This is a genomic window from Streptomyces sp. NPDC056061, from assembly GCF_042266885.1.
Taxonomy (GTDB): Bacteria; Actinomycetota; Actinomycetes; order Streptomycetales; family Streptomycetaceae; genus Streptomyces.
Genome location: NZ_JBHJWQ010000001.1, coordinates 43,793 through 68,384, shown reverse-complemented (window position 1 = coordinate 68,384; position 24,592 = coordinate 43,793). Strand labels below are relative to the sequence as shown.

Below are 24,592 nucleotides of genomic sequence, written 5' to 3'. Positions count from 1 at the left end.
CCTTGGACTCAGTGCTTCGCGGGCAGAAAGCCCATCCGGTCGTATGTCCGAGCCAGCGTCTCGGCCGCGACGGCACGGGCCTTCTCGGCCCCCTTCGCCAGGATCGAGTCCAGTGTCTCCGGGTCGTCCAGGTATTCCTGGGTGCGGGTACGGAAGGGCGTGACGAAATCGACCATGACCTCGGCGAGATCGGTCTTGAGCGCACCGTAGCCCTTGCCGTCGTACTTCTGCTCCAGTTCCGCGATACCGGTGCCGGTCAGCGTGGAGTAGATGGTGAGGAGGTTGCTGACGCCGGGCTTCTCGGCCCGGTCGAAGCGGATGACGGTGTCGGTGTCGGTGACCGCGCTCTTCACCTTCTTGGCGGTGGCCTTCGGCTCGTCCAGGAGGTTGATCAGACCCTTCGGGGTGGCCGCCGACTTGCTCATCTTCGACGACGGGTCCTGGAGGTCGTAGATCTTCGCCGTCTCCTTGAGGATGTACGGGTCCGGCACGGTGAACGTGTGGCCGTAGGTGCCGTTGAACCGCTCGGCGAGGTCACGGGTCAGCTCCAGGTGCTGCCGCTGGTCCTCGCCCACCGGGACCTGGTCGGCCTGGTACAGCAGGATGTCGGCGACCATCAGCATCGGGTACGTGAAGAGGCCGACGGTGGTGCGGTCCGCGCCCTGCTTGGCGGACTTGTCCTTGAACTGCGTCATGCGGGACGCCTCGCCGAAGCCGGCCAGGCAGTTCATGACCCAGCCGAGCTGGGCGTGCTCGGGGACGTGGCTCTGGACGAACAGCGTGCAGCGCTCCGGGTCGAGACCGGCGGCGAGGAGCTGGGCGACGGCGAGCCGGGTGTTCGCGCGCAGCTCCGCGGGGTCCTGCGGGACGGTGATCGCGTGCAGGTCCACGACCATGTAGAAGGCGTCGTGTGATTCCTGCAGCGCCACCCACTGGCGGACCGCGCCGAGGTAGTTGCCGAGGTGGAACGAGCCTGCGGTGGGCTGGATTCCGGAGAGCACGCGGGGGCGTTCAGAGGCCATGGGGCCCATTGTCTCAGGTGCGGAACCGATCTCCGGCAGCCGGTGGCGATGCCATGACACCCCCGTACGCGAACCGTCACGAATGAGACGCGAAACATGACCGGGCCGGGGCCGGGACGGGGGTGGGGGCGGGGGTGGGCCGGGCCGCGGATGTGACGGGGGCGGGGCCGACCGGGGCCGGACCGGCGACGCCCCGAGCCGATCGGACGGCCCGCCGTGAGGACTCGCGCGGGCCGCCCCGCAAGGAATCCGTGCGGGCAACGCCGTGAGGGCCGTGCGGCCCGCCACCAGGGCCCCCGCGGGCACGCCGTGAATCACAGGTTTCCTCGCCGGGGTTGTGACCGACGATACAAAGTGGGCACTACCCTCCGCCCACGCCGCACGACGATCGGAGATCCCGTGTCGACCACGGAAAACGCCATCGCCTCCGCCGAGGCCCACAGCGCGCACAACTACCACCCGCTGCCCGTCGTCGTCGCCTCGGCGGACGGAGCCTGGATGACCGATGTCGAGGGCCGGCGTTACCTCGACATGCTCGCCGGGTACTCGGCACTCAATTTCGGTCACGGCAACCGGCGTCTGCTCGACGCGGCGAGGGCTCAGCTGGAGCGGGTGACCCTGACCTCGCGTGCCTTCTACCACGACCGCTTCGCCGACTTCTGTACGCAGCTCGCGGAGCTGTGCGGCATGGAGACGGTGCTGCCGATGAACACCGGGGCGGAGGCGGTGGAGACGGCGGTGAAGACGGCCCGCAAGTGGGGGTACCGGGTGAAGGGCGTCCCCGACGGCATGGCCAAGATCATCGTCGCCGCGAACAACTTCCATGGCCGGACGACGACGATCGTCAGCTTCTCCACGGACCCGGAGGCCCGGGAGGACTTCGGTCCGTACACCCCCGGCTTCGAGATCGTGCCGTACGGCGACCTCACCGCACTCGCGGAGGCGATGACCGAGAACACCGTGGCGGTGCTGCTGGAGCCGATCCAGGGCGAGGCCGGGGTGCTGGTGCCGCCACCGGGGTACCTGCCCGGGGTGCGCGAGCTGACCCGTGAGCGGAACGTGCTGTTCATCGCGGACGAGATCCAGTCGGGCCTGGGCCGGACCGGGAAGACCTTCGCCTGCGAGCACGAGGGGGTCGTACCGGACATGTACGTGCTCGGCAAAGCGCTGGGCGGGGGCGTGGTGCCGGTGTCGGCGGTGGTCTCCTCGCAGGCCGTGCTCGGTGTGTACCGGCCCGGCGAACACGGCTCGACGTTCGGCGGGAACCCGCTCGCCTGCGCGGTCGCGCTGGAAGTCATGGCGATGCTCCGCACCGGCGAGTTCCAGCAGCGGGCGGCCGAGCTGGGCGACCACCTCCACCAGGAGCTGAACCTGCTGGTGAGCACGGACGCGGTGGAGGAGGTCCGGGGACGCGGGCTGTGGGCGGGCGTCGACATCGCCCCGCGCCACGGCACCGGCCGGGAGATCTCCGAGAAGTTGATGGAACGCGGGGTGCTGGTCAAGGACACCCACGGCTCGACGATCCGGATCGCTCCCCCGCTGATCATCAGCAAGGAGGATCTCGACTGGGGGCTGGAGCAGATCCGCGACGTCCTGCGCGGCTGAGCCACGGCGCGGTCCGGGGGCCGGGGCCCGGGGCACCCCCGGACCCCGGCGCTCCTCGGCATCCCTCGGCACCGGCCCGTCTTATTGCACATATATTGCAACTGCCATCATGATGCAGAGGGGCGAGGAGCGGTGCCGTGAGCGGACCAGTGGTGCTGGGGATCGAGTCGTCGTGCGACGAGACCGGTGCGGGGATCGTGCAGGACGGAAAGCTCCTCGCGCACGTGGTGGCGTCGAGCATGGACGAACACGCACGGTTCGGTGGCGTGGTGCCCGAGATCGCCGCCCGCGCCCACCTGCATGCCTTCATTCCAGTCGTCCGCCAGGCCCTCGACCGGGCAGGACTCCGGGCGAGCCGGCTCGACGCGGTCTCCGTCACCACGGGGCCCGGCCTGTCGGGCGCGCTGCAGGTGGGCCTGGCCGGCGCGAAGAGCCTGGCGTACGCGGCGGGCGTGCCGCTGTACGGGGTGCATCACCTGGCCGGACATGTCGCCGCCGACACCCTGGAGCACGGTCCGCTGCCCGAGCCGTGCGTGGTGCTGATCGTCTCCGGCGGCCACACCTCACTGCTCCTCGTACGCGACCTGGCGCGCGAACCGATCCTGCACCTCGGTGACACCCTCGACGACGCGGCCGGCGAATGCTTCGACAAGGTGGCCCGGATCCTCGGCCTGCCGTACCCGGGCGGGCCCGCCATCGACCGGGCCGCACGCGAGGGGAACCCGCGTGCGGTGGACTTTCCCCGACCGCTGTCACGCCCCGGCGACGCCCCCTACGCCTTCTCCTTCTCCGGTCTCAAGACGGCTGCGGCCCGCTGGGTCGAGCAGCACCGCCTGCGCGGCGAGGAGCCGTCGGTGGCCGACGGGGCCGCGGCATTGCAGGAGGCCGTCGCGGACGTACTGACCCGCAAGGCGCTCGCGGCCTGCCGCGCCCACGAGGTGAGGACGCTGATCGTGGTCGGTGGCGTTGCCGCGAACTCGCGGGTCCGCGGCCTCGCGGAGCAGCGCTGTGCCGCCGCCGGGATCGAACTGCGCGTACCGCCGATGACCCTCTGCACCGACAACGGCGCCATGATCGCGGCCGTCGGCGAACTGCTCGTACGCTCCGGGGCCGAGCCCGCGCCGCTGAACGTGTCCATCGACCCGTCCGCCCCGCTCGAATACGCCTCCCTGACCCCGCTCCCCGCACGCCTGGCGGGAGTCGCCTGACGGCCCCGTCAGAGGGATCCTGACGTCCCCGTCAGAGGGATCCTGACGTCCCCGTCAGAGGATGACGTGGGGCAGGAAGCGGGCGTACTCGTCCGTCACCGGCCCCTCCGACTCGCGGATGCCGAGTCCGGCCGCCTCGTCCTCGACCACCCACGCCCCCAGCACCACCCGGTTGCCGTCGAAGTCCGGCAGCGGGGCAAGTTCCTGGTAGCAGCACGGCTCGTCCCGCAGCACCGCGGGACTCCCCGGTCCGTGGACAGAAACCCCGGCCCCTTCCCTGCCCAGCAGCGGCTTGGAGACGTATCCGGCCGCGGCACCCGCGCCCGTACCCGGCTCGCGCTCCGCGAGTTCGCGCGGACCGTCCAGGTAGGAGGCGAGCAGGTTCGGGTGGCCGGGGTACAGCTCCCAGAGGATCGCCAGCAGAGCCTTGTTGGAGAGCAGCATCTTCCAGGCGGGCTCGATCCAGCAGGTGGTGCCGCTGCCACCGCCGTTGTCGAGGGTGTCCAGCACGTGCGGCCCGAACCGGTCGGTGGCCAGCCATTCCCACGGATAGAGCTTGAAGCAGCTGCGGATGAAGCGGAGCCGGTCGTCCACGAACCGGCCGGTCAGCCGGTCCCAGCCGATCTGCTCGACGGACAGCGCCTCGGTGTCGAGGCCCGCCTGCTCGGCGGTCTCACGCAGGTAGGCGACCGTCATCAGGTCCTCACCGATCTCGTCGCCCTCGGAATGGGCGAAGTGCACCGGCCCGGCCGGCACCAGCGATCCCTGCCGTCGCCACGCCTCCACGAGCCGTTCGTGCAGCGAGTTCCACTGGTCGGCGTCCGGGAAGCAGTCCTCCATCCAGAACCACTGGGCGCTCGCGGCCTCCACCAGTGATGTGGGGGTGTCCGCGTTGTACTCCAGCAGCTTGGCCGGCCCGGTCCCGTCGTAACACAGGTCGAACCTGCCGTAGAGCGAGGGGAGTTCGTCACGACGATGCCAGGACTCGGTGATCAGTCCGGCCAGCCGCGCGTCGGTGACACCGAGTTCGACGAAACGTTCCCGCTCCACGATGTGCGCGGCGGCGGCAAGGCACATCGTGTGCAGTTCCTCCACGACCTCCTCCAGCGCCTCGACTTCGGGCAGCGAGAAGACGTAGTAGGCGCTCTCGTCCCAGTACGGCCGCAGCGACCCGTCGGGGTGGCGGGTCAGCGGGTAGACGACCCCCTGCCCCTCGACGGTCTGCTGCCAGCCGGGACGCGGCTGGATGGTGCGGCGCTCCACGACGGCTCAGCCGCCGCCGGTGCCCGAGCAGCCGAAGCCGCCGCGGTCGACGGCGGACTTGTTGAAGCTGCCGCCCTCCACCTTGCCGTTCTTGCTGCTGCCGCCGTAGTAGTACGAGCCGCTGCCGCCACTCTTCTTGCACTCGTAGCTGGGCAGCTTCTCCCGGGTGAGCGGGTCCACGCACCGCTTGTCCGGTTCCGAACCGCAGGAGGTGATCATCGCCGCGAGCACCCCCATGCCGCCGAGCACCACGGTGCTCGACCTCAACTTGCGTATGGCCATGTTTCCGTCTCCCCCGTCGCATGAATCAAGCCACTACGGCCGTGCGTTCAGGCTAGAACGCGACCGTCCGCGACGGGAAGCGGGGTGCGAGTCGCCCACAGCGAACCCGCGCTCCGGGCGTGCGCGGGAGCATGCGGGAAAGGTTTTCGAGACCGACGGAGCCCATCGGAGCTTTGGGTGCGGCCCGCAAGTCACACCGACCGGCGCGAGGCCACCTCACCCGAAACCAACAAAGACGGGAAGCCCGTTGACCGGCGCCTCTGGAGAGAGGGTGCTTCTCCGGAGGCTCCGACCAACGAGTCCGGGCGTTGAATCCGCCAGATGTACCGCCTCGGTGTCACTGTTCGGCAGTGAGGGCCCAGCGAACTGTCGAAGGGGCAGTTATCCGCACAGTGCCCTCGCTGCGCGCTCTCTTCAGATGGACTTCGTTGTAGGTGCTGCTGACTTCCTCATCGACGCACTCCAACGGAAACGAAAGCCCCACGGGGTCGACGGCAACGTTGAGCGTTCCCTTTCCTTGACAATTGACCTGGATGGCCAGCATTCCGGCACCGATTTTCTTGGTCAGAGGAAGTTCGGCATTTCCGTCCCTGGATGCGACGGACAACAGAACCTGCCCATCATTGACAGGCTCGGGTGCCCTGGAAACCGTCTCACCCTCGATGTGCTCGGCCCGGTCACCGGTCTGCGTGGGGCTGGACTGCGCGGACCGTGAGACGGGCGGCCCGGCCGGCGGGCGCTTCCCCTCTCCACTGCATCCGGTCAGCACCAGCGCAGCCACGACAGCCACGACGAAGCCGGAGGAAACACGGGCAGGAACCGGAACGATCAACTCTCCCACAGATACCAGCCCACCTTCATGGGCGTGTAGCTCGTAATGGTCTTCACCGCCGAGGTCTTGCAGTTGCTGTAGACCTTGTAGCTCGTGCCGGTGTTCTTCAGTCGGTATACGCCGTACTTGGCGTTCGTCGTCTTCTTCGGAGGCGTGTCCACCGAGATGGAGTTACCCATCTTCGCGGTCAACTTGGCACTCAGGTTGACCTCATACTTGGCCTCGATCTTCGCGATCATCGTGTCAATGCTGGTCGACAGACCGGCTGTGACACTGACTCCCACTTCACCAGTGACCTCGGAGGTGAATGTCGAACGCGCAGTACGCGATGTGCCGTTGTAGTTGGCATTGGCCGGTCCCACACCCTTGTGGTATTTGGCGCCTTTGGATTCGGGGGTGTAGATGGCCTGCGTCGGACCGCAGTACTCCCCGTTCGTCGTGTCCCCCGGTTTGGTCGACGGAACAGTCTCCTCCGGATCAGGTCCGGGATCCGCGGCGTCGACCAGGTCGCTCTCTTCCGGCTCTGCCGGTGGAGCCGTGTTCACCGACTCCGGGGCATCGGCCGAAACGCCCGATGTCGGCCGCGCATACGCGGGCGCCGTCGCAATCCCTGCAAGTACAGCGAGCGCAATGACAGAACCCGCTGTTCCCCGTTTGATGATGCCCACGAGGCACCTTCCCCCAGTCGTCCCTCATTGGAACGGTGCGACCTCAGTAAGTCATGCATTTGATCAAAAGCAAAGGGTCACCGGAAGGAACTGATCGCAACTTGAGATTGGAGGCTTTCGCTCCGCATCAAAGACCCGCTCAACTGGGTAAGTTGGTTCGTCGAACCATGTGGCCACCACTCGGTCGCGCTTGAGTCGATCGGCCCCGCGCTCGGCCGCATGGGACCATCCCCGCACGCGCGGGGAGCAGCTTCCGGACAACCTGGCGCATTCCCCAACGCGGGGACCATCCCCGCACGCGCGGGGAGCAGTCGCCGTGCGAAGGTCATCAAGTCCCTGCCGCGGGACCATCCCCGCACGCGCGGGGAGCAGCTTCCGGACAACCTGGCGCATTCCCCAACGCGGGGACCATCCCCGCACGCGCGGGGAGCAGCTCCTTCTCCATCGCGGTGAAGTACTCCTGCAGGGACCATCCCCGCACGCGCGGGGAGCAGACCGCGACCGCCGCTCACGCATCACCTGAAGCGGGACCATCCCCGCACGCGCGGGGAGCAGCGAGGCCCGCCGGCGGCTGGCCCGCTCGGTGTTGGACCATCCCCGCACGCGCGGGGAGCAGGCTACGTGACCTGCGGGTTCAGATGGAGGAGCGGGCGTTTTTACTTACTTCCTCGAACTGCGACATACGCGACACAACCATCCTCATGCGCCATAGCCCCCACCCAGCCCACGCCAGGACGACGAGTCACGCCGCCCCGAACTCTCCGGCCCTGACGCCGGACACGAAGGATGCGAACGCGGCGGCCGATGCGCACAGCACCGGTCCGTGCGGGTCCTTGGAGTCACGGACGGGGACCACGCCGCGCGAGGCGACGAGATTGACGGCGACCTCGACGCAGTCACCGCCGTTGGAGCTGTACGAGGACGTGAACCAGCGGGGGGATTCGGTCGTCACGGGGAGCCCTTTCGTAACTGGTTGATCAAGGCCACGGATTCCGCCTGGGACAGCGCCTCGGCCTGCAACTGATGGTAGGCCGTCAACAAGGGGACCACGGAGGCCATTTCCCGCTCCACATAGCCCTGCGCCTGTGACTCGGCGTACGCGACGACGGACCTGTCGGCGAGCGTGAGCAGGTTGACCGGGAGGTTGAAGGGACGACGTGCCCCTATCCCGAAGGGTGACACCTGAATCAGCCAGTTGGGGAGGGCCGCGACCTCGACCAGCCACTGGAGCTGGGCCGCCATGACCTCCGGGCCGCCGACGGCATGGTGGAGGCAACTCTCGTCCATCACCACCAGCACCATGGGGGGCCGAGAACGCGTCAGTGCCGCCTGCCGCCCGGCCAGGAACGCGACGCGCTCATCGGCCTGTTCGGGCGCGATGGAGCCGCGCCACACATCGCCGTCCGCCAACGCCCGTGCGTACTCGGGTGTCTGAAGCAGCCCTGGAATGATCCCGAGCTGGAACAAGCGGATCTCCACCGCCCGGCTCTCGTACCCGACGTACTCCGGGAAGCCCTCCAGCAGCACGCCGTGCCGCATCTCGCGCCACTCGCGCTCGAACGACTCGGCGGTCCCGGAAACGCCGAAGGCGATATCGATCTTGCGCGAGAAGGGAAGGGTCGGCGGTTTACGAGCAGTTTCCACTGCCGAAATATGCTGACTGGAGTACTCCACCTCCTCGGCCAATTCCTCCTGGCTCCAGCCGCGTTCCTCCCTCAGCCTGCGCACACGGGCCCCATAGGCCGCTTCCGGGCTCGACTCCGGGTTCAACTCCCTGCGGTTGACCATGCGGTGATCCTCCCCTTCCTTCTGTTCCGGCTAGTTGAAGGGAACCGGGCTCCGGGCCACGCTGGGCTGCCACTGGTAGTGAAGCCACTACGGAGAGGAGTGGCCCGTGCGTACGGAGAACGGCCCCCCGAACGGACAGGAACCCCCACACACCCCGGCCCCCGGCACGCTCATGGTGGACTTATCACAGGATCGGGTCGGTGAATTCCGCGGTGAATGGTGCGGCCAGTGGTCCCTGCGCCCGGTCGGCGGTGGCGTCGAATGGACGGTCCGCCCCGAGGACGTACGGGCGGCCGACCCGATACGGCGCCTGCGTGCAGAACTCGCCCGCGCCAACGCGCGCAGCCGGGGTGAGCTGCTGTGACGGGAGTTTCCCCGCCGATATTCACGCGGGCGACGGCCGAATGATCGCCCATGTCGGCCGAGTTCCCGAAGCAGTGCCCCGGCGCACGCCCGGGTGACTACGGGGCCGGGCCGAACGGCTCGGACACGGTCCGGTCCCGCGCGCCGGAGGCCCGTGAATTCCCCCGCACGTGTGACAGCCCAAGTCCCGCCCCGCGCCCGACGCACCCGCCGAGTCGTCCGTCAGAGGCGCCGAGTCGTCCGTCAGAGGCGCCGAGAACGAGCACCGAGAGCGAGCGCCGGGCACCGGGTGCCGACCCCTCGCACAGCACTCCACCGAACCCGCCCACTCATGAACGAGGAACTGCCCCATGCCACTGCTTGCCCCGTACGTCGCGTCGCGCACGCATGAACTCCCGGCACGCCTAGCAGAGTTGACGGTCGAATTCGCACCGGGCGGCCCCCGGCTCGCATACCGCCGACCGCGCCCGACGGACCGGGACCATCACGGAAACCTCTGGCTGCGCATGCACGAGTCCACGGGCGGCCGAATCCAGTACGACTGCATGCACAGCGACCGCCAACGCGCCTGCATGGAGCACATGCTGTGCCAGATCTGTGGCGGCCCAGCCGACCGGAACGCGGACGGCTGGTTGTTCATCGACTGGCGACGACCGGACTCGCCCCCGACCTGGCCCGAACGCTCCATCACCTCCATGCCGCCCCTGTGCGCCGAGCACGCACAGACGTCGGTCCGGCAGTGCCCCTTCCTGCGGCGGAACGAACACGTCGTGCTCCGCGTGCGAAAGCCCCGACTCCACGGGGTGTCGGGGACCCTCTACCAACTTGCCGGCGACGGCTGGCACACGTCCGACAACGACGTGCTCTCGGCCTATGCCAAGCCCCGCCTCCCCGGCATGCTCGCCTCCCGCCTCCACCGCGAGCTACGCGGCGTCACCGTCGTCGAGCTCCCTCAGCCGCCCCGCCCCGCCCTGCCCCATAGCCGCATCACATAGCCGCATCACGCGGTTCCTCAGCGGCCTGGACTGTGGCCGGGTGCCGCTCACGCCCGCTGCGGTCGGTCGATTGGTCCGGCGCGGCCTTACCGAGTTCAGCAGTGTGCTCGCCGGAAGAGCCAGGGCCACCCGGTCTCCGTTCCCGTGGAGACCTCCAACAGGAATTGGCGACATGTCCATCCCTGATGGCCAGATGGCCCGTCTCCACACCACGGGTGTGGCCCGCGAATTCGATATGTCGGGCAGCAGTTCCAACAAGCACTATGATCTGGGCGGCTCGGACTCGAACTACGACCCGTTGCCGGAGCCGAGCGGGCCCGGGCCTGCGGGAGGCCGCACAGACCCCGGCCGCGAGCAGCAGGAAGCGCGGTAGGAAGCCGACCAATGAACAATTCCGGCACCTTCTCCGCCGACGGGCGGCCCAAGCATCGTCGACGGCTGCTGGTCGTCATCACGCTGGCGTTCGTCACCTGCGCCACCGTTCTGGTCGGCACGTTCGCCTGGATCGTTGACGATGTGGATTCGGACCTGCTGGACCGGGAGATGACCTGCTGTTGGGAAGAGGGAGCAACCCCGGTCTGGATGAGTGGGCAGATGGGTGTCCGCATCCCGGAGGCGGCGTCGGATCGGCGTGCGGGCTACAAAGTGGGTGAGCGCCACGACACGGGACTGCTGTCCTTCGTCCTGCCCAGCGAGGAGGCGGAGGCGTACACGGGCCGACTTCTCCCGGAGGGCACCAGGATGATCGGGAACTTCCGTCCGAAGCAGAAGGACTACCGGCCCGCCGCGGCCTTCTCCCATCTCGGGCTGGCGGAACCCGAGACGCTCGTGCGGGGACTGCGGCAGGTCAGCTTGTACCCCGATGACCTCGACTCTCCCGAGGGCAAACACCTCCGGCGTTGCGTCGACCTGTTCGCGCACGAGTTCCGGCCCGGTACCACTCGGATCTACGTCCGGTCGACCATCGAGCCGGCCGTGACGCCACCTCCCGCGAGCCCCGGTCCGTAGAACGAGCCCCGGTCCGTAGGAGTACGGCATGCCCTCCGCCGCCTGCCACCGTTCCTGGAACGAGCTTGTTCGTCGCGCTCACGGCCCGGCCCGGCGGGCCCGACGTCCCCGCACAGGGTGCAGCCGTCCCTCACCGGCCCCGCGCACCCGGCCCGATGCAGCCGTCCCTCACCGGCCCCGGAGCACCCGGCCCCGGCCCCGGCCCCGAGGGCACCCGGCCCGGCCGCCTCACGCGAGAACGCGGACCAGCGCGTCCAGCGCGCCCGCCCAGGCGCTGTCCGTCGGTGTCCCGTAGCCGATGACCAGGGCGTCGCGCCCCGGTTCGGCGTCCGGGTGCCGGAAGCGGGACAGCCCCTCCACCGCGAGCCCCTGCCACGCCGCCGCGCGCAGCGCGGACGCCTCGCCGCCCTCCGGGAGTTCGAGCACGGCGTGCAGGCCGGCCGCGATGCCGCTGACCCGGATGGACGGCGCCCGCTGGGCCAGTACGGCGACGAGTTCGTCTCGGCGTCGGCGGTAGCGCAGCCGCATCGCGCGCACATGGCGGTCGTACGCGCCCGACTCGATGAATTCCGCGAGCGTCAACTGTTCCAGCGCGCTCGACGACCAGTCGCTGAATCCTTTCGCGTCGGTCATCTCCCTCATCAGGCTCTCCGGCAGCACCATCCACCCCAGCCGCAGCCCCGGTGCCAGGGACTTGCTCGTCGTCCCCAGGTGCACGACGCGTTCCGGGTCGAGGCCCTGAAGGGCTCCGACCGGCTGCCTGTCGTACCGGAACTCTCCGTCGTAGTCGTCCTCCAGGATCAGCCCGCCGGTGGCGCGCGCCCAGTCGACCACCGCGGCCCGGCGGTCGGGGTGCAGCGGCGTGCCCGTGGGGAACTGGTGCGCGGGCGTCAGCAGGACGGCTCCGGCGCCGCGCAGTGCGGCCAGTTCCCCGGTCCTGGCCCCGTCCCCGTCCACCGTCAGGCACGGCATGTGCAGCCCGGCGTCCGCGAGCAGCCGCCAGTGGACGTCCAGCCCGTACGACTCGACGGCGACCTCCCGTATTCGGCGCTTCCGCAGCACCGACCCCAACAGTTTCAGGGCCTGGACGAAGCCCGCGCAGACCACGATCCGTTCCGGGTCCGCGTACACGCCACGGGCGCGGGCCAGGTACCCGGCGAGCGCGGTGCGCAGTTCGACGCGTCCACGCGGGTCCCCGTAGCCGAAGGCGTCGTTGGGTGCGACGGTCAGGGCGCGCCGGGTCGCCTTGAGCCATTCGGCGCGTGGGAAGGAGGAGAGGTCTGGCGTTCCGGGCATCAGATTGTGGGCGGACCTGGCACGGACCGGCCGGACCGGGGGCACTCGGGGGGCCGGCCGACGTGGCTCGGCCCGTTGGGCCACTCGGGTACCCGATCCCTGCCGGGCGGTGAGCCAGCCCTCGGCGACCAGTTCCGCGTAGGCGTCGGCGACGGTGTTCCGGGCGATGCCGAGGTCGGCGGCCAGGTTGCGGGAGGACGGCAGCCTGGTGCCGGGGGCCAGCCTGCCCGTCCGCACTGCGTCGCGCAGGGCGTCCATGAGCCCGGCCCGCAGCCCCGCCGCGCCCGTCGTCTCCAGATGAAGGTCGGCCCCGAAAGTGGCCCAGGAATTCGTCATGAAAATGGACCATACCCTTGCGCCAACTTCCCGTAGCGTCGTTCCCATGACGACCAACGCACACAGCCACGCCACTTCCGAACTCAACCCCGAGCACACCCCGCGCATGCAGTGGGCCGAGCTCGCCCCGGACGTCTACAAGGCCATGGTCCGGCTGGACGCGGCCTCCCGCAGGGGGCTCGACCCGGTCATCGGTGAGCTGGTGAAGATCCGCGCCTCGCAGCTCAACCACTGTGCCTTCTGCCTGGACATGCACACCAAGGACGCGCTCGCGGCGGGCGAGTCCGTCCAGCGGATCATCCAGCTGGGCGCGTGGGAGGAGTCGCGGCACTTCTACACGCCGAAGGAGATCGCGGCCATCGAGCTGACCGAGGCGATCACGGTGCTGACCGACGGATTCGTGCCGGACGAGGTGTGGGAGAACGCCGCCAAGCACTTCGACGAGACCGAACTGGCCCACCTCGTCGCCGCGATCACGACGATCAACGCCTGGAACCGGTTCTCCGTGACCACCCGCATGGCCCCGGGGCACTACACGCCGGGCGACCTCAAGCACTGACCGGGCGCCGACGCCGCCCCGCCCGGCCCGCCGCCCCACTCGACCCGCGGCCCCGCTCCGCCCGCGCGCACTCCGCCGCCGCGCCTACTTATCCGCCCCGCCCCCGCGCGCCGACGCTCGCGGCGGATCACCCTGGGAGTTCCACGATGACCGCATCCGTCCTCCGGTCCCTGCACCTCGACCGCCCGCCCGGCGCACCGCTGGTTCTCCCGGGCCCGTGGGACGCGGCGAGTGCCCGCGTCTTCGTCGAGGCGGGCTTCCCGGCGCTCGCCACGCCGAGCGCCGGGATCGCGGCCTCGCTGGGCTATGAGGACGGGGCGACTCCCACGGGCGAGATGTTCGCGGCCGTGGCGAGGATCGTACGGGCCGTCCCGGCCGAGGTGCCCGTCTCGGCGGACGTCGAGGCCGGGTACGGCCTGGCGGCCGGGGAACTGGTGGAACGCCTCCTGGAGGCCGGTGCCGTCGGCTGCAACCTGGAGGACTCGGTCGACGGCGTCCTCGTCGCTGCCGAGCGTCAGGCGGACCGGCTGGCGGAGGTGCGGGCGGTCGCCGGGGACCGGCTCTTCGTCAACGCCCGCGTCGACACGTACGTCCACGGCACCCCCGGGCAGACGGAGGCGGACCGGGAGGCGGAGACGGTGCGCCGGGCCCTGCTGTACGTGGAGGCGGGGGCCGACTGCGTCTATCCGATCATGGCCCCTCCCGAGGCCCTGCCCCGGCTGGCCGCAGCCGTTCCCGGTCCGCTCAACGCCCTGGCCCGGCCCGACGGTCCGTCGCCGCACCGGCTCGGGGAGCTGGGCGCCACCCGGATCACGTTCGGCCCCGGGCTGCAACGCCGCGCCATGGCGGCCGTGCGCGGTTTCGCCGACGAACTCCGGAAGGGCTGACGGGTCCGTCCGGGCCGCGGGAACGGGGGACCTGCGGCCCGGACGGACCGACGCCATGCCCCACACGGACGACCGGAACGACGCGGGTGGGAACGTCACCGCCCCCGGCAGCGCGCACGCGTGCTGCCGGGGGCGGTGAGTGTCTTTCCGCGCACGAGGCCCGTGGTCCGTGGTCGTGGGCCGTGGGCCGTGACCTTGGTCCGTGGGCGGTGGACACGCGTGGACCGAACCGAACCGAACCGAACCGGGCCGCGCCGGGCCGCGCCGGGCCGTACGGAGGAAGGCGTACGGCCCGGGTACGGATTCGGCCGGGAACCGGTCGGAACCGGTCGGAACCTCAGATCAGACCGAGCTCACGAACCGCGTCGCGCTCCTCGGTGAGCTCCTTCACCGAGGCGTCGATGCGCTTGCGGGAGAACTCGTTGATGTCCAGGCCCTGGACGATCTCGTACGTACCGTTCTTCGTGGTGACCGGGAAGGACGAGATGATGCCCTCGGGCACACCGTAGGAGCCGTCCGACGGGATACCCATGGAGGTCCAGTCGCCCTCGGCGGTGCCGTTGACCCAGGTGTGGACGTGGTCGATGGCGGCGTTGGCGGCGGAGGCCGCGGAGGACGCGCCACGGGCCTCGATGATCGCGGCGCCGCGCTTGGCGACGGTCGGGATGAAGGTGTCGGCCAGCCACGCCTCGTCGTTGACGGCCTCGGCGGCGTTCTTGCCGGCGATCTCCGCGTGGAAGATGTCCGGGTACTGGGTCGCCGAGTGGTTGCCCCAGATCGTCAGCTTCTTGATGTCGGAGACCGCGGCACCGGTCTTGGCGGCCAGCTGCGAGATCGCGCGGTTGTGGTCGAGGCGGGTCATCGCGGTGAAGCGCTCGGCCGGTACATCCGGGGCGGCGGCCTGCGCGATGAGCGCGTTGGTGTTGGCCGGGTTGCCGACGACGAGGACCTTGATGTCGTCCGCGGCGTTGTCGTTGATGGCCTTGCCCTGCGGCTTGAAGATGCCGCCGTTGGCGGAGAGCAGGTCGCCGCGCTCCATGCCCTTCGTACGCGGGCGGGCGCCCACCAGCAGAGCGACGTTGGCGCCGTCGAACGCCTTGTTGGCGTCGTCGGTGATCTCGATGCCGCGCAGCAGCGGGAAGGCGCAGTCGTCGAGCTCCATCGCGGTGCCCTCGGCGGCCTTCAGGCCCTGCGGGATCTCCAGGAGACGCAGGTTGACCGGCACGTCCGGGCCGAGCAGGTGGCCGGAGGCGATGCGGAAGAGCAGAGCGTAGCCGATCTGGCCGGCTGCGCCGGTCACGGTGACATTCACGGGAGTGCGGGTCATGGCGATCTCCGTTAGACAGCTGGCGGTTGGGGGTTCCTGGCCCCTGGAGCTGGACATCCCTGAATCTTGATGTGAAGAGATATCCGGCGTTCAGGCTATCCGACCCGGAACGCCCTGGCGGCTCGGCCCCCTGTGGCACCGCGCACAAGGCGTCACACTCTGCTCACCCGGCCGTATCCGCTCACTCGGAGGAGGTACCCGGGCCCGGGGCTGTGGACACGGCGCGCGCACCCGTTCACTCCGCTGGGCACGGGCTCGTTCCACCGATGTTGCTCAGCCATCACACCGTGGCGGAATGGTCACTTCCGTGCCACAGGCGACAGGGCCCTCTTGAACGCGTCCCCACCGTCCGTGAGGCTGAGATCAGGACAGGGGCAAGGATGCTCAAGTCGCCACAATCCGGAACGGCAACATTCCGGTGGCCCCTTCCGTCCGCAGGTGTCCGTCCCGCTCGGGGGAGGGGACGGGCACCGTTGCCGGACGACGTCGTACGGGCGGGCGGGCGGGCGGCCTCAGCGGATCGTGAAGTGGACCGCGTCCTCCAGGAACGGGATGTCCAGCCACGGCTTGGGCTGCGCCACCAGCGCCAGCATCACGATGAGGAAGCCGAGCAGCCCGTACGTCACCAGGTCGGTGAAGCGGGACCGGACCGCGAGCATGCCGACCGACGGGACCACGAGCCGCAGCACCGCACCGCCGAGGAGCGCCGCACCGATCAGGATCGTGCCGACCCGGAACGCCTCGGCGAACGGGTCGGTGGCCACGATCAGCAGCCCGATCCCGGCCGTGCAGAGCACCGCGAGCAACGGCCACTGCCGGGCCGGGGCGGGCGCGTCTCCGGACGCCGCCCGGCCGCCGCCCTCGGGACGCGCGGTGTCCCGGGTGAACGACGGGAACCTCCGCGAGCGGCGTGCCGCGCCGCGCTCGCCGGCCCCCGCGACGTCCGCCGATGCCTCGTCCGCCGCGGCATCGCCCTCCCGGGCAGGGACCTTCGCATCGCCGCTCACGGAATCATCGGACGGGGAACCGCCGGACGTGGAACCGCTCGTTACGGAACCGCCGGACGGGGAAGCGCCGTTCTCCCGGCGCATGCTCGTTCCGTCGGCGGCACCGTCGTCGTTCCCGGCCCCGCTGACAGTCCCGTCGTTCCCGGCCCCGTCAACGGCCCCCCCGTCCGCGGACTCATCGACGGTTCCTTCGTTCGCGGTCCCGTCGTTCGCGGTCCCGTCGGTGGAGCCCGGGCCGGACGCGTCCGCGGTCTGCTTCGCGGTCGTGTCCGGCTGCTTCACGGCGGCGTCGGGCTGCCCGCCCTCCGCGGCGGACGGCGCCGGAGACGTCCGGTCCGCCTCGGTGGCCGGGTCGGCCGGGCTCGTACCAGCACCCATGGGGTTCCTTCCGGATCGGGTCGGCCGGCTCAGGCGGTGGCTGCGGCGCGCTCGGCCGCCTCGACCACGTTGACGAGCAGCTGGGCGCGGGTCATCGGACCGACACCGCCCGGGTTCGGGGAGACCCAGGCGGCGACCTCGGCCACGCCCGGGTGGACGTCCCCGACAATCTTGCCGTTCTCGTCCCGGCTGACGCCGACGTCGAGCACGGCCGCACCCGGCTTCACGTCCTCGGGCTTGACGATGTGCGGCACCCCGGCGGCGGCGACGATGATGTCGGCCTGCTTGAGGTGCGCGGAGAGGTCACGCGTGCCGGTGTGGCACTGGGTCACGGTGGCGTTCTCCGTCCTGCGGGTCAGCAGCAACGGCATCGGACGGCCGATGGTGACACCGCGGCCCACGACCACGACGTGCGCCCCGTTGATCTCCACACCGTGGTGGCGGAGCAGCTGGACGACGCCCTGCGGGGTGCACGGCAACGGACCGGTCTCGTTGAGCACGAGCCTGCCGAGGTTCGTCGGGTGGAGGCCGTCGGCGTCCTTGGCCGGGTCCATCAGTTCCAGCACGCGGTTGGTGTCGATCCCCTTGGGCAGGGGCAGCTGCACGATGTAACCCGTGCACTCGGGGTCGGCGTTGAGCTCCCGTACGACCTCCTCGATCTCCTCCTGGGTGGCGGTGTCGGGGAGTTCGCGCTGGATGGAGCCGATGCCGACCTGCGCGCAGTCACGGTGCTTGCCGTTCACGTACCAACGGCTGCCCGGGTCGTCCCCGACCAGCAGGGTTCCCAGGCCAGGGTTGATGCCCCGTTCCTTGAGGGCCGCCACGCGGACGGTGAGATCGGACTTGATCGCGGCTGCGGTGGCCTTGCCATCGAGAATCTGGGCAGTCATGTCCCCATACTCGCGGATGACCCCGCCCGCATACCAATTCCCGGTGACCGAGAGAGGGCGAGATGTCTCGCTTGGGCAACATCCACCCATCGTGACTGGACAAACTTACATTCTGCTTATAACGATTATGGCCGCAGTGCCGCAGTAGCACCGGGGGGCGGACCGCTGACCTTTCTCTTTCCTCCGTGCGGCCGCTTCGTCCCCAAATGCACGTTGGAGGAACAGCCCAGATGAGTTTCGGCGACCCGAACAACCCGTACGGCCAGCAGCCCGGCCAGCCGCCGCAGGGTGGCCAGCCGCCGCAGGGCGAGCCTGGTTACGGCTACCCGCAGCAGCCGCCGCAGGGGCAGCCCGGTTACGGCTACCCGCAGCAGCCGCCGCAGGGCCAGCCCGGCTACGGCTACCCGCAGCAGGCCCCCGGCACGCTCCAGGCGAACAACGGCTACATCAACGTCCCGGTGCTGGGCACGGTCCAGGTCGCCTCGATGGGCCGACGCCTCGGCGCCCGCTGCATCGACGGGGCAGCCATCTTCGTCGTCTACCTCATCTTCAGCGCGATAGGTGTGGCCGGCGCGATGGGCGTTGCCGACAGCGCCGATGACTGCGGCTCCTCCTTGGACCCGGGCTACCAGTCCTGCATGAACGACGTGGGCAGCGGCTTCTTCGTCACCATGCTCGGCATGATGGCCCTGCTCGGTCTGATCACCCTGCTCTACGAGTGGCTGATGATCTCGCTGGTCGGCGCGACGCTGGGCAAGATGGCGCTCGGCCTGAAGGTCGTCAAGGAGAACACCGGCATGAACCCGGGCCTCGGTGCCGGATTCATCCGCTGGATCATCCCGATCGTCGGCGCGTTCCTCTGCTACATCGGGGCCGTCCTCGTCTACCTGTCGCCGTTCTTCGACAACTCCGGCAAGCTGCAGGGCTGGCACGACCGTGCGGCCGGCACCCTGGTGATCAAGAAGTAGTGACGTGGGGGCGTGCTCGGCACGCCGCCCGCGCGCACCACGCGAAGGGCCGGAACTCAACACGTGAGTTCCGGCCCTTCGCGCTGCGGGGACCCGCCGGGATCAGCTGCGGGGGCGCGCCGGGATCAGTGGAAGAAGTGGCGCGTGCCGGTGAAGTACATCGTCACGCCCGCCTTCTGCGCGGCCTCGACGACCAGCTCGTCACGGACCGAACCGCCCGGCTGGGCCACGGCCCTGATACCGGCCGCGGTCAGGATCTCCAGCCCGTCCGGGAACGGGAAGAACGCGTCGGAGGCGGCGTAGGCGCCCCGCGCCCGCTCCTCGCCCGCCCGCTCGACGGCGAGCTTCGCGGAGTCGACGCGGTTGACCTGGCCCATGCCGACACCGACCGAGGCACCGTCCTTGGCAAGCAGGATCGCGTTGGACTTGACCGCGCGGCACGCCTTCCACGCGAAGGCGAGCTCCTTCAGCTCGTCGTCGGAGAGCGCCTCACCGGTGGCCAGGGTCCAGTTGGCCGGGTCGTCGCCCTCGGCCTGGAGGCGGTCGGTCACCTGGAGCAGCGCACCGCCGTCGATCGGCTTGACCTCGACCGGGGCGGTCGGGGCGTCGGGGCAGCGCAGCACGCGGATGTTCTTCTTGCGGGCCAGCACCTCGACCGCACCGTCCTCGTACGCCGGGGCGACGATGACCTCGGTGAAGATCTCCGCGACCTGCTCGGCCATGGCGACGGTCACCGGGCGGTTGACGGCGATGACTCCGCCGAAGGCCGACAGCGGGTCGCAGGCGTGCGCCTTGCGGTGCGCCTCGGCGACGTCGTCGGCGATCGCGATGCCGCAGGGGTTGGCGTGCTTGATGATCGCGACGCACGGCTCGGCGTGGTCGTACGCGGCCCGGCGCGCGGCGTCGGTGTCCGTGTAGTTGTTGTACGACATCTCCTTGCCGTGCAACTGCTCCGCCTCGGCCAGGCCACCCGTCCCGGAGGTGTACAGGGCGGCGGGCTGGTGCGGGTTCTCGCCGTACCGCAGGACGTTCTCGCGCTCGTACGTCGCACCGAAGAAGTCCGGGAAGCCGGAGTCGTCGGCGGCGGCGTAGTCCTCGGCGAACCAGGACGCCACGGCCACGTCGTAGGCGGCGGTGTGCTGGAACGCCTCGGCGGCGAGCCGCTTGCGGGCCGCCAGGTCGAAGCCGCCGGCCTGCACCGCGGCGAGAACGTCGACGTACCGTTCGGGGCTGGTGACGACGGCCACGGACGGGTGGTTCTTGGCGGCGGCACGGACCATGGACGGGCCACCGATGTCGATCTGCTCCACGCACTCGTCGGCGGACGCGCCGGAGGCGACGGTCTTCTTGAACGGGTAGAGGTTCACGACCACCAGGTCGAACGGCTCCACGCCCAGTTCGGCGAGCTGCTCGCGGTGGGCGTCCAGGCGCAGGTCGGCAAGGATGCCGGCGTGGACGCGCGGGTGCAGGGTCTTGACGCGGCCGTCGAGGCACTCGGGGAAGCCGGTGAGCTCCTCGACCTTGGTGACCGGCACCCCGGCGGCGGCGATCCTCCCGGCGGTGGAGCCGGTGGAGACGAGCTCGACACCCGCCTCGTGCAGACCGCGGGCGAGGTCTTCCAGCCCCGACTTGTCGTAGACACTGACCAGGGCGCGACGGATGGGCTTATTCACCGACATGACCGAGATGAACCTTTCGTCCCTCAATGCGATAGCCGCCGCGGGCGAGCCGCCGCACGGCCTCGACGAGCAGCTTGCGCTCGACTTCCTTGATGCGTTCATGGAGGGCGGCTTCGCCCTCCGGCGTGTCCGCCTCGGTCACCTCGACCACGCCCTGCGCGATGATCGGACCGGTGTCGACCCCATCGTCGACGAAGTGGACGGTGCACCCGGTGACCTTCACGCCGTACGCGAGCGCGTCACGCACCCCGTGAGCACCGGGAAAACTGGGGAGCAGGGCGGGGTGGGTGTTGATGAACCGGCCGCCGAAGCGGGCGAGGAACTCCTTGCCCACGATCTTCATGAAACCCGCCGACACGACGAGGTCCGGGCGGTGCTCGGCCGTCGCGGCGGCCAGCGCCGCGTCCCACTCCTCGCGCGTGGCATGGTCCTTGACCCGGCACACGAAGGTCGGAAGCCCGGCGCGTTCCGCCCGGTCCAGGCCGACGATGCCGTCGCGGTCGGCACCGACCGCGACAACCCGCGCACCGAAGCCCTCGGGATCCTCAGCGATGGCGTCGAGCAGGGCTTGGAGGTTCGTGCCTGAGCCGGAGACCAGCACGACCAGGCGGGCCGGGGCGGCGGAGGGGGGCGGGGAGGCCACGGTTGGGCCCTTTCTCGCGTGATGAAGCAAGCAACGCTGAATTTGTATGGTCGTACGAATGAAATGATTCCCCCGATACGGGGAACTCTACGAACGAGCCGACCGTCAGCAACGATACCGGCACCGTGGCACGCCCCCTCGGGACGGGGGGACGGGGGACGAGGACCGGGGCCGGGGCCGGGGAGCCGAGCCGGACACCGCGGGCCGGGACGCCCCGCTCGCGCCATGGCCCCGAACCCACCCGCCGGGCGCGGGGCCGGTACCGGACGCACGTCGTGCCCGCACCACACCGCGTACCCGCCGCACATCTGCCGCGTACCCGCCGCACATCCAGCGCGCATCACCCCATTCCGACCTGCCGGGTCCATGGCCCGGCAGGTCGGTTCCGGCGGCGGTCCGGTCGCGGTTCGGGGCGTTGTCCGGCTCACTGTCCGGCTCGCTGTCCGGCTCGCTGTCCGGTCGAGGGGAGCAGGGCGGAGCTCGGCAAAGAGGTCCGGCCGCCCGGTGCAGCCGCTCCCCGCTTTCGGCCCCTCCCGGCCGGGAGGTAGCGTCAGGGGACAGGGAACCGTCCGCAGGGCGGAAATGACGAGATGGGGAAGACGTTCACCACATGACGGACCGACGCCGCCGCACCGCCTTCCGCCACCCGCTGCCGCCGCTGCATCCGTTGCCCGAGCCGGCTTCGCCGTTGCTGCGGGAGCACCGGCCCTCGACGGGCTCCTCGCCCTCTTCTTCGTCTTCTTCGTCTCCTTCCCCCTCCTCGGACTCCACGGGATCGTCCACGTCCGGTGCATCGTCCACGTCCGGTGCGTCGGGGGCTTCCGGCCCCACGCAGGACAATCCGTTCGCCGCACCACCCGAGAACCGACCCGACCGGCCGTGGCAGCCCCGCCACCCCTCGAACACCGGCAACGACCGGGGGGACGGGGGCCGGGGCGACAACGACGGTTCCGCCGAGGGCGATTCCTCCGGCGACCGACCGGCCTGGGGCAGCCAGTGGAGCAACCGGCAGCCGGGCCGCCAGAGCGGCGGCTTCGGCGGTCGTCCCGGGAACCAGGGCGGGTCGAACGGCCAGGGCGGCCCCGAGGGGCGCCCCGGCGGGCTGCGCTGGGACCCGACCGACCCGGCCCAGCGCCGCGCGCGTTACGCGCTGCTCTGCGGCATGTGGGCGTTCTTCTTCGCGCTCTTCGACTTTCCGGAGATCGCTCTGCTGCTCGGCGCGCTCGCCGTGTACTGGTCGGTCAGCGCGCTCCGGGCGAAGCCGAAGGATGCGTCCGCGCCGGGTGGTTCCACCGCCGCGGCCGGGACGTCCGGCCCCACGGCTACGACCGGCACGCCGACCACCGGAACGCTTCAGGGCTCCGGTTCCGGTCATGTCCCGGCGCCCGGATCCGCCCCCGGCACCCCCGGCGCCCCCGCCCTGAGATACGGCAGGCAGCAGACCACCGCCGCGGTCAGCGGTCTGGTGACGGCGTTGCTCGCGCTCTCGATCGTCGCGACGACGTTCACGGTGCAACTGGTCTACCGCGACTACTACACCTGCGTGAACGACGCGCTGACCAAGTCCGGCCAACTGGCCTGCAACGATCTGCTGCCGAAGCCGCTGGAGCCCTTCTTCGGCGTCAAGGACTGAGCCGAGGTCCGGATCGAGTACTGAGCCGAGGCCCGGGGCGAGGACCGATCGGCCGGCCTGCACGGTCCGCTTCCTCAGGGCTTCTCCGACGGCCCGGTGTCCCACGTGCGCCGGGCCGTCCGTTCGTGCCAGGGGTCGGTCGGCAGGAAGTCGTACGGTTCGGAGCCGTCCTCCTCGTCCGCGTCCCGTCCGAGGACGAGTACGCGGCCCCGGGGCGCCGGCGGTCCCCCGGGCACCCGCGCGGCCCGCGCCTTCGAGGGTGCCGGGGCCGTCGACGGCACGGCGGCGTCCGGGGACGGCTGATCGGCCGTGGCCGCTGCCGCCGGGTCCGCGCCCTCGGCCTTCCGTGCCGAACCCCGCAGTCGCCAGAACCGCATCAGCAGCGCGCCGGGGACGCCGAGCACCAGCGTCCAGCCCATGGCCGCCGCCCCCGTCAGCCACCACACCGGGCCGAACTCCGCGAGCGCGCGGGTGCCGAGCGGCCCACCGGCGGCTGCGGCCAGTACCGCCGTGCCGAGCCCGCAGCCCAGGGCTCCGAGCCCGGCCGTCAGCGCGGTCGCCCCCGCGCCCCATGCCTGGTCCCGCCCGGCGCGGACGGGAGTCGCCCTCCGTGCCGTGAACCAGGCGATGGTCAGCCCGGCCGTCACCGGAACCGCCATGGACGCCCAGTTCGGCGCCGTGCCCGTACCGTGGTCGGGCACCGCGGCGAGCAGGGGGAAGACCGGCCGCGCCGGATGCCCCGTGAACGCGAGCGGGGTGACCGCGGACGCCGAGCCGAGCGCGAAACCCGGACCGAGTCCGTACGCGGCGCCCCACACCGCCGCGTTCGGCACCAGGATCAGCGCGAGCAGCAGCACCGGAACCCGGCCCGTCCAGTCGCCGGAGAGCTCCACGAACGACTGCTGGACGGACTGCGCATGCCACACCAGTGACACCGCGACCAGGAACGCGCCGCCGCCCAGCAGGGCCGCCACCCCGGCCGCGCCCGCCCCGCACACCGTCGCAGCGCGTTCCCGGAACCGGGAACGCGCCAACGCCTCGTGCACCCGCACCGGCGCCCAGGACGGCGGCGGACCGATCGGGCGACCGCAGGCCGTCCACGTCCCGGCCGCCGCGGCACCCGCCACCAGCACGGCCGAGGGGTAGATCAACGTCAGCACCCGCACGGACGGCGAACCGCTCGACACATACAGCGCGACAACCGACCCGACCACCAGATAGCCGCCCGTGACCAGGGCGAACGCCGCCACCGCCGAAGGCCCCGCGCGTCCCTCGTCGGACTCCAGGGAGTCCCGGGCCGCCCGGTGCACCAGCCATACCGGCACCACGGCGAGCAGCAGCGGGACGAGGCCGACGGGGGCCGGGGCCCCGGAAAGCGTGTCGGTCCTGATCAGCTCGGCCCCATGGGCCAGCAGCCAGATTCCCGCCGCCGCACGGAGGGCTCCGGCGGGTCCGTCATCGGGTGTGGGGGAACTGATCCACACCACCACGACGACCATGGTGAGTGCGCCCAGTCCCAGACCGGCCGCAAGCACCCCACGCAGCAGGGCGAGGGCCAGGACGGCAGGACGTCCGTGCGTCGCGGAGCCGTCCGCCGCCCGCCCCTCACCTCGCCCGGCGGCCGGCTCCGCCACCTGTTCCGCCGACAACGATGGGCTGTCCCCGGTCGCTTGAGTCACGCCATCATGCTGCCAACGACACGCGCTTATTCCGTGTAACGGGCGAACGGCCGCTGTGTCGCTCAATATACGTTTATGTACTTTTTCGCTCGGCGCAGGTCCGCGGAGGCTCTGCCATGACGCAGAGGTCGACTGACCCGGCCGCCATCCCTCCGCTGTTCCGTCCGGCGTTCCTCGCGCCGGTCCCCGTCGAAGCCACCGGGAGCTCCGCCATGGCCCCCACCGACCCCGGTGCCACCCCCGTACCGCCCGGCGCATCCGCCACCCCTGCCGTCT

Annotated in this window: 24 protein-coding genes and 1 CRISPR repeat array; of the genes, 10 read left to right on the top strand and 14 right to left on the bottom strand. The window is 70.5% G+C overall.

Annotated elements, in window-relative coordinates; translation table 11 throughout:
• Positions 1–8 precede the first annotated feature (8 nt).
• Positions 9–1,022, bottom strand: coding sequence for a tryptophan--tRNA ligase (trpS, locus tag ACFC79_RS00275; protein WP_376233138.1), 1,014 nt, complete (start codon positions 1,020–1,022; stop codon positions 9–11).
• A 399-nt stretch (positions 1,023–1,421) separates the two neighbouring features.
• Between trpS and rocD the strand changes: the two genes are divergently transcribed.
• Positions 1,422–2,627 (top strand): ornithine--oxo-acid transaminase, encoded by a 1,206-nt coding sequence (gene rocD / locus ACFC79_RS00270; RefSeq protein WP_376233136.1) that lies wholly within the window; start codon positions 1,422–1,424, stop codon positions 2,625–2,627.
• Between the two features lie 149 nt (positions 2,628–2,776).
• Positions 2,777–3,835, top strand: coding sequence for a tRNA (adenosine(37)-N6)-threonylcarbamoyltransferase complex transferase subunit TsaD (gene tsaD / locus ACFC79_RS00265; protein WP_376234837.1), 1,059 nt, complete (start codon positions 2,777–2,779; stop codon positions 3,833–3,835).
• Between the two features lie 54 nt (positions 3,836–3,889).
• Here tsaD and ACFC79_RS00260 read toward each other — a convergent pair whose 3' ends face one another.
• The 6 genes from ACFC79_RS00260 to ACFC79_RS00235 form a co-directional block, all read right to left on the bottom strand.
• Positions 3,890–5,098, bottom strand: a complete 1,209-nt coding sequence (locus ACFC79_RS00260; RefSeq protein ID WP_376233133.1) for a glutathionylspermidine synthase family protein — start codon at positions 5,096–5,098, stop codon at positions 3,890–3,892.
• A 6-nt stretch (positions 5,099–5,104) separates the two neighbouring features.
• Positions 5,105–5,380: a hypothetical protein gene (locus ACFC79_RS00255; RefSeq protein ID WP_376233131.1), complete on the bottom strand. Its 276-nt coding sequence runs from the start codon at positions 5,378–5,380 to the stop codon at positions 5,105–5,107.
• Between the two features lie 337 nt (positions 5,381–5,717).
• On the bottom strand, positions 5,718–6,221 hold the full coding sequence (locus ACFC79_RS00250) for a hypothetical protein (RefSeq protein ID WP_376233129.1): 504 nt from the start codon (positions 6,219–6,221) through the stop codon (positions 5,718–5,720).
• Positions 6,209–6,880, bottom strand: coding sequence for a hypothetical protein (locus ACFC79_RS00245; RefSeq protein ID WP_376233126.1), 672 nt, complete (start codon positions 6,878–6,880; stop codon positions 6,209–6,211). The genes ACFC79_RS00250 and ACFC79_RS00245 overlap by 13 nt, the downstream gene beginning before the upstream one ends.
• 221 nt (positions 6,881–7,101) lie before the next feature.
• Positions 7,102–7,496: a CRISPR direct-repeat array (repeat unit 29 nt; unit sequence GGGACCATCCCCGCACGCGCGGGGAGCAG).
• Between the two features lie 126 nt (positions 7,497–7,622).
• The gene (locus tag ACFC79_RS00240) at positions 7,623–7,832 is read right to left on the bottom strand and encodes a DUF397 domain-containing protein (protein ID WP_376233124.1); all 210 of its coding nucleotides are present in this window, start codon (positions 7,830–7,832) and stop codon (positions 7,623–7,625) included.
• Positions 7,829–8,668: a Scr1 family TA system antitoxin-like transcriptional regulator gene (locus ACFC79_RS00235; protein WP_376233122.1), complete on the bottom strand. Its 840-nt coding sequence runs from the start codon at positions 8,666–8,668 to the stop codon at positions 7,829–7,831. Before ACFC79_RS00235 ends, ACFC79_RS00240 begins: the two co-directional genes overlap by 4 nt.
• Positions 8,669–8,774: 106 nt before the next feature.
• On the opposite strand from ACFC79_RS00235, the gene ACFC79_RS00230 reads away from it, so the two are divergent.
• The 4 genes from ACFC79_RS00230 (at position 8,775) to ACFC79_RS00215 (ending at position 11,034) form a co-directional block, all read left to right on the top strand.
• Positions 8,775–9,032: a hypothetical protein gene (locus tag ACFC79_RS00230; RefSeq protein WP_376233120.1), complete on the top strand. Its 258-nt coding sequence runs from the start codon at positions 8,775–8,777 to the stop codon at positions 9,030–9,032.
• Between the two features lie 349 nt (positions 9,033–9,381).
• Positions 9,382–10,026, top strand: coding sequence for a hypothetical protein (locus ACFC79_RS00225; protein ID WP_376233118.1), 645 nt, complete (start codon positions 9,382–9,384; stop codon positions 10,024–10,026).
• Positions 10,027–10,198: 172 nt separating this feature from the next.
• Positions 10,199–10,399 (top strand): hypothetical protein, encoded by a 201-nt coding sequence (locus ACFC79_RS00220; RefSeq protein ID WP_376233117.1) that lies wholly within the window; start codon positions 10,199–10,201, stop codon positions 10,397–10,399.
• Between the two features lie 11 nt (positions 10,400–10,410).
• Positions 10,411–11,034, top strand: coding sequence for a hypothetical protein (locus ACFC79_RS00215; RefSeq protein ID WP_376233115.1), 624 nt, complete (start codon positions 10,411–10,413; stop codon positions 11,032–11,034).
• Between the two features lie 228 nt (positions 11,035–11,262).
• Here the strand turns inward: ACFC79_RS00215 and ACFC79_RS00210 are convergent, their stop codons facing one another.
• The gene (locus ACFC79_RS00210) at positions 11,263–12,666 is read right to left on the bottom strand and encodes a PLP-dependent aminotransferase family protein (RefSeq protein ID WP_376233113.1); all 1,404 of its coding nucleotides are present in this window, start codon (positions 12,664–12,666) and stop codon (positions 11,263–11,265) included.
• A 46-nt stretch (positions 12,667–12,712) separates the two neighbouring features.
• Between ACFC79_RS00210 and ACFC79_RS00205 the strand changes: the two genes are divergently transcribed.
• Positions 12,713–13,225 (top strand): carboxymuconolactone decarboxylase family protein, encoded by a 513-nt coding sequence (locus ACFC79_RS00205; protein WP_376233111.1) that lies wholly within the window; start codon positions 12,713–12,715, stop codon positions 13,223–13,225.
• Positions 13,226–13,371: 146 nt separating this feature from the next.
• Positions 13,372–14,112 (top strand): isocitrate lyase/phosphoenolpyruvate mutase family protein, encoded by a 741-nt coding sequence (locus tag ACFC79_RS00200; protein ID WP_376233109.1) that lies wholly within the window; start codon positions 13,372–13,374, stop codon positions 14,110–14,112.
• A 337-nt stretch (positions 14,113–14,449) separates the two neighbouring features.
• On the opposite strand, the gene ACFC79_RS00195 is transcribed toward ACFC79_RS00200, so the two are convergent.
• From ACFC79_RS00195 to ACFC79_RS00185, 3 genes are all read right to left on the bottom strand, one after another.
• Positions 14,450–15,439 carry a malate dehydrogenase gene (locus tag ACFC79_RS00195; protein ID WP_376233108.1) on the bottom strand — a complete coding sequence of 330 codons (990 nt, stop codon included), beginning with the start codon at positions 15,437–15,439 and terminating at the stop codon, positions 14,450–14,452.
• A 512-nt stretch (positions 15,440–15,951) separates the two neighbouring features.
• Entirely contained in the window at positions 15,952–16,824 is an 873-nt protein-coding gene (locus ACFC79_RS00190) for a DUF3017 domain-containing protein (protein WP_376233105.1), read from the bottom strand.
• A 29-nt stretch (positions 16,825–16,853) separates the two neighbouring features.
• Complete coding sequence (locus ACFC79_RS00185) at positions 16,854–17,714, bottom strand: bifunctional methylenetetrahydrofolate dehydrogenase/methenyltetrahydrofolate cyclohydrolase (RefSeq protein ID WP_376233102.1); 861 nt, start codon at positions 17,712–17,714, stop codon at positions 16,854–16,856.
• Positions 17,715–17,944: 230 nt separating this feature from the next.
• On the opposite strand from ACFC79_RS00185, the gene ACFC79_RS00180 reads away from it, so the two are divergent.
• Positions 17,945–18,682, top strand: a complete 738-nt coding sequence (locus ACFC79_RS00180; protein WP_376233100.1) for an RDD family protein — start codon at positions 17,945–17,947, stop codon at positions 18,680–18,682.
• 125 nt (positions 18,683–18,807) lie between these two features.
• On the opposite strand, the gene purH is transcribed toward ACFC79_RS00180, so the two are convergent.
• Both purH and purN read right to left on the bottom strand, forming a co-directional pair.
• Positions 18,808–20,361 (bottom strand): bifunctional phosphoribosylaminoimidazolecarboxamide formyltransferase/IMP cyclohydrolase, encoded by a 1,554-nt coding sequence (purH, locus tag ACFC79_RS00175; protein ID WP_376233097.1) that lies wholly within the window; start codon positions 20,359–20,361, stop codon positions 18,808–18,810.
• Positions 20,348–21,004 carry a phosphoribosylglycinamide formyltransferase gene (gene purN, locus ACFC79_RS00170; RefSeq protein ID WP_376233095.1) on the bottom strand — a complete coding sequence of 219 codons (657 nt, stop codon included), beginning with the start codon at positions 21,002–21,004 and terminating at the stop codon, positions 20,348–20,350. The genes purH and purN overlap by 14 nt, the downstream gene beginning before the upstream one ends.
• Positions 21,005–21,614: 610 nt before the next feature.
• Here purN and ACFC79_RS00165 point away from each other — a divergent pair.
• On the top strand, positions 21,615–22,637 hold the full coding sequence (locus tag ACFC79_RS00165) for a hypothetical protein (protein WP_376233092.1): 1,023 nt from the start codon (positions 21,615–21,617) through the stop codon (positions 22,635–22,637).
• Positions 22,638–22,711: 74 nt separating this feature from the next.
• On the opposite strand, the gene ACFC79_RS00160 is transcribed toward ACFC79_RS00165, so the two are convergent.
• Positions 22,712–24,316, bottom strand: a complete 1,605-nt coding sequence (locus tag ACFC79_RS00160) for a DUF6350 family protein (protein WP_376233089.1) — start codon at positions 24,314–24,316, stop codon at positions 22,712–22,714.
• Positions 24,317–24,592: the final 276 nt, after the last annotated feature.

Coding starts and splice junctions, on each gene's coding strand:
- purH (WP_376233097.1), bottom strand. CDS start 20,361: ATGTCGGTGAATAAGCCCATCCGTCGCGCCCTGGTCAGTGTCTACGAC.
- ACFC79_RS00205 (WP_376233111.1), top strand. CDS start 12,713: ATGACGACCAACGCACACAGCCACGCCACTTCCGAACTCAACCCCGAG.
- trpS (WP_376233138.1), bottom strand. CDS start 1,022: ATGGCCTCTGAACGCCCCCGCGTGCTCTCCGGAATCCAGCCCACCGCA.
- ACFC79_RS00220 (WP_376233117.1), top strand. CDS start 10,199: ATGTCCATCCCTGATGGCCAGATGGCCCGTCTCCACACCACGGGTGTG.
- ACFC79_RS00200 (WP_376233109.1), top strand. CDS start 13,372: ATGACCGCATCCGTCCTCCGGTCCCTGCACCTCGACCGCCCGCCCGGC.
- ACFC79_RS00235 (WP_376233122.1), bottom strand. CDS start 8,668: ATGGTCAACCGCAGGGAGTTGAACCCGGAGTCGAGCCCGGAAGCGGCC.
- ACFC79_RS00215 (WP_376233115.1), top strand. CDS start 10,411: ATGAACAATTCCGGCACCTTCTCCGCCGACGGGCGGCCCAAGCATCGT.
- ACFC79_RS00255 (WP_376233131.1), bottom strand. CDS start 5,380: ATGGCCATACGCAAGTTGAGGTCGAGCACCGTGGTGCTCGGCGGCATG.
- ACFC79_RS00180 (WP_376233100.1), top strand. CDS start 17,945: ATGAGTTTCGGCGACCCGAACAACCCGTACGGCCAGCAGCCCGGCCAG.
- ACFC79_RS00165 (WP_376233092.1), top strand. CDS start 21,615: ATGACGGACCGACGCCGCCGCACCGCCTTCCGCCACCCGCTGCCGCCG.
- ACFC79_RS00185 (WP_376233102.1), bottom strand. CDS start 17,714: ATGACTGCCCAGATTCTCGATGGCAAGGCCACCGCAGCCGCGATCAAG.
- ACFC79_RS00210 (WP_376233113.1), bottom strand. CDS start 12,666: ATGACGAATTCCTGGGCCACTTTCGGGGCCGACCTTCATCTGGAGACG.
- ACFC79_RS00190 (WP_376233105.1), bottom strand. CDS start 16,824: ATGGGTGCTGGTACGAGCCCGGCCGACCCGGCCACCGAGGCGGACCGG.
- ACFC79_RS00225 (WP_376233118.1), top strand. CDS start 9,382: ATGCCACTGCTTGCCCCGTACGTCGCGTCGCGCACGCATGAACTCCCG.
- ACFC79_RS00195 (WP_376233108.1), bottom strand. CDS start 15,439: ATGACCCGCACTCCCGTGAATGTCACCGTGACCGGCGCAGCCGGCCAG.